The sequence below is a fragment of the Fibrobacter sp. UBA3629 genome (assembly GCF_002374005.1).
GTDB lineage: Bacteria > Fibrobacterota > Fibrobacteria > Fibrobacterales > Fibrobacteraceae > Fibrobacter.
The window spans coordinates 48,057-51,013 of sequence record NZ_DFLC01000001.1 but is presented as its reverse complement, the minus strand read 5'-3'; the positions used below and the strand labels follow the sequence as shown (position 1 = coordinate 51,013).

General features: G+C 54.2%; 2 protein-coding genes. Both read left to right on the top strand.

The features are described from left to right. On the top strand, positions 1-218 hold a 218-nt coding region (locus tag B2310_RS00210; protein ID WP_290727809.1), incomplete at its 5' end, for a response regulator. 4 nt (positions 219-222) lie between these two features. Then, positions 223-2,957 (top strand): amino acid permease (locus tag B2310_RS00205; protein ID WP_290727807.1); only part of this gene is annotated, 2,735 nt, incomplete at its 3' end.

Genomic DNA, 2,957 nt, shown 5'->3' with positions numbered 1-2,957 from the left:
TGGACATCCAGATGCCCAACATGGATGGCTATCAGGCGACTGCGGCCATCAGGGCCATGACGACCTATGCAAGGAGAATCCCCATCGTGGCAATGACCGCGAACGCCTTTGCCGACGATATCCGCAAGGCGAAGGAAGTCGGCATGAACGACCATATCTCCAAGCCGATAGATTTCAAGGAACTTGCGAAAATTTTGCAGAAGTGGATAAGGGTGTAGCGTTATGTTGTCTAAAAAACACCAGAAATTGTCCGTTTTGAGTGCGTGGGCGCTCTCCTTCGGTTGTGCCGTAGGCTGGGGTGCATTCGTGATGCCCGCGACAACGCTCCTGCCGATTGCGGGCCCCCTGGGAACAGTTATCGCCCTTGTGCTTGGCGCCGTGCTGATGGGCGTTGTCGCCTACAATTTCCACATCATGATGAGCCGCATTCCCGGCACGGGGAGCGTATTCTCCTTTACCAAGCAGCTTTTCGGCTACGACCATTCCTTCCTTTGCACCTGGGCCACGGCCCTTGCGTACCTGGCGGTATTGTGGGCCAATATGTCGGCCTTTGTGCTGTTTATCCGTTTCTTGTTCGGACCCGTACTGCAAAGGGGCTTCAGTTATACCATCATGGGCTATGAGGTCTGGGCAGGCGAGCTGTTTACCACGCTTGCAATTATACTTCTGTTCGGGTTCATCAGTTGCAGGAACACCAACGTGCTGCGCCTGGTGAATACGGTGCTTGCCCTCATATTCTTTGGCGGTGTGGTCGGCCTGTTTGCAATTATTGCCTGCAAGGGCGGGATTGATTTCTCGGATATGGGCCCGGCCTTTGCGACGGCGGGAGTCGCGAAGGACCATTCCCCCCTGATGCAGATCGTGAACGTGCTGGTGCTTGCTCCCTGGGCATTTGTTGGCTTTGGCGTGGTGAGCTTTGCCTCTTCCACCTATGACTTCAAGCCGAAATATGGTTTCGCCATCATGGTGGCGGCTCTTGCAACCGGAGCGATTGTCTACGCCCTCATAGCTCTTCTTTCGGCTTCGGCAAACCCTGCAGGATCCGGCAATTGGGAAACCTATTTTGCCAACCTGCAAAACTTCAAGGGAATCGATGCCGTCCCGGTATTCCACGCCGTTTTCAGGACCCTCGGCAACGGCGGCCTTATTGTGCTCGCCATAACCATCACGGCGGCCATTTCCACGAGCCTTCTTGGGCTTTACCGAACAATCGGGCGCATGTTCCTGAGCCTCGCCGAAGATTCCGTGATGCCGTCCTGGTTCGGGCATGTCAACCGTCACGGCGCCACCAACTACGGCATTATCTACGTGATGCTCCTTTCCTGCATTATTCCGTTCTTCGGGAGAACGGCCATCGGCTGGATTGTGGACATCACCTCCATCAGTGCATCTATCATTTATCTGTATGTTTCTGCGGGGATAGTGAAAATTGCCCGCAGTGAAACCGGCCGACAAAAGACAGTGCTGAACTTTACCGGAATCCTGGGTGTCGTAATATCCGCCTTCTTCTTTTTCTTCCCGCTTACGCCGACGCTTTGGAACATGAACACAATTGCCACGGAATCCTTCATGATTCTGATGGCGTGGAGCATTGTGGGGTTCGTCGTTTACAGGGCCGTGTTCATGCGCGACCAGGAGAACCGTTTCGGCAAGTCGGCCATCATGTGGGTGACCATGCTGTTCATATTGCTGTTCTCGGCGGTGATGTGGGAACGCCAGGTCACTAACGACGAAACCGAGGATGTCATCGCGCATATCAGCGAGTTCCATACGGATCTGCATAAAAAGATGCATATTCCCATGACCGAAGGCCAGATAGTCCAGGAAAAGGACTTCATGGAAGAGCAGATGGACCTTGTCCGCGATTCCCAGCTGAAGAACAATCTGGTAGAAACGCTCTTCATCGTCCTGTGCATTTTCATCGTGGTGAACATTTACCGCACGCAGCAGCAGCGCGAACAGAAGTTGGACCACGAAAAGCATATCGCCGAGGAATCCAACAGGGCAAAGACCATTTTCCTTTCGAACATGAGTCACGACCTGCGCACGCCCATGAATGCCATTATCGGCTACACCAACCTGGCGCGCAAACCGGAGGCGACCCCCGAGCAAATCCAGAAATACCTGACCAAGATTGACTCCTCTAACATGTACCTGATGGCCCTCATCAACGACATGCTCGAAATGAGCCGCATCGAAATCGGGAAGATGGAACTGGAAGAGCGGCCCACCGACCTGCGGAAAATGATGGATGAAATCCGCGACATGTTCGAGGCGCAGATGGTGGGCAAGAACATCGCCTTTGCCGTGAAATACGACGGCCTCAGGAACCCGGTGGTGCTCTGCGACAGGAACCGCATGAACCGCGTGATTCTGAACCTGGTTAGCAACGCATTCAAGTTTACTTCGGAAGGCGGGCACGTTTCCGTGACTCTCGCCGAAAAGGAATGCATCGAAGAGGGCAAGGCCGCGTTCGAAATCCGCGTCAAGGACGACGGTATCGGCATTTCGCCCGAGTTTGCAGACCGCGTGTTCGATGCCTTCGAGCGGGAGCGCGTCTCTACCATCAGCGGAGTGCAGGGTACGGGCCTCGGGCTTGCAATCGCAAAGAACGTCGTGAAGTTGATGGGCGGGACAATCAAGTTTGAATCGACAGTCGGCAAGGGGACGGAATTCTTCGTGAACGTGGAACTGAAGACAGCTACAGGCACGGAGGTTCCCGAAAGTGGCAAGCGCAATATCTCCATCGCGGCCAAGGCGGATTTCACGAATATGCGCCTATTGCTGGTGGAAGACATGGAAGTGAACCGCGAGCTTGCAAAAATCATTCTCGAAAGTCTCGGGTTCAAGGTCGAGATGGCGGTAAACGGCAAGCAGGCAGTCGAGATGGTGGAGAAGAACCCCGCCGGTTACTACAACGGGATTATCATGGATATCCAGATGCCCGTGATGGACGG